This window comes from Vibrio sp. D173a, assembly GCF_030248475.1.
In genome coordinates this window covers 1-1,003 of sequence record NZ_JAHGAH010001083.1, presented here as the reverse complement: position 1 = coordinate 1,003, position 1,003 = coordinate 1, and the positions used below count along the sequence as shown (strand labels likewise).

Below are 1,003 nucleotides of genomic sequence, written 5' to 3'. Positions count from 1 at the left end.
AGGGTTGGGTGAAGACTTAGGCGAGCCGGATAACATTTGTTTCCCTGTTGCTGATACACTGATGCCAACAGCAAAAGAGTCAGTCGGCCAGATACTACTAAGTATGATGGATGAGACAGCAGAGCAACCAAGTCCGCTATTCATTCGTAATATCGTCGAAGACATGCTCGATAAATTGCACGCTAAAGATCAGTACCCATGCGTTGCCTTAGAACTTGAGTTCTACCTCATCGACAAAAAACGCGGCGAGATGGGCACTCTGCAAACCGCTATTAACCCAACCAAAAAGTCACGTGAGAAAGATACCGAGGTGTACGACCTAGACGGCCTTGATGACTACGCAGATTTTCTCTCAGATCTTAACAAGGTCGCCCAAGAACAAGGGTTAAATACCTCAGGTGCGCTCTCTGAATCCGCACCGGGGCAATTTGAGATTAACTTTAACCACTCAAAAGACGTGCTCAAAGCGTGTGATGAAGTGATCATCGCTAAGCGTCTTATCCGCCAGATCGCCCACCAGCACGGTTTTGATGCCACGTTTATGGCTAAGCCATTTGGCGACCAAGCCGGTAATGGCATGCACATTCACCTTAGCTTGGTGGATGCACTCGGTAACAATCACTTTAGCCAAACCGATGGTGAAGCCAGTGACCTCTTTTATCAAACCATGGCCGCGATGTTGGCTCAGACATCCGATTCCATGGCATTGATTTGTCCTAACGTAAACTCTTACCGCCGTTTTGTCCCTGGCGCTTACGTACCTACGAAAGCCGATTGGGGAGAAAACCACCGTGGTGTTGCGATGCGAGTGCCCATCAGCGATAGCAAAAATCGCCGAATAGAACATCGTATAGCAGGAGCTGACGTTAACCCTTATATTCTCGCTGCAGTAGTACTTTCCGCGGTATTAGCGAGTGAAAACTATACCAAAGACCAATGTCCTAAAGCCCTCAGTGATGATGCAATTGACCTACCACTGCGTATGTCAGAGGCACTTGACCAG

Annotated in this window: 1 protein-coding gene; it reads left to right on the top strand. The window is 48.2% G+C overall.

Features of this window, described 5'->3' with window-relative positions; translation table 11 throughout:
* Positions 1-1,003 (top strand): glutamine synthetase family protein (locus KIV40_RS31465; RefSeq protein WP_285353228.1); only part of this gene is annotated, 1,003 nt, incomplete at both ends.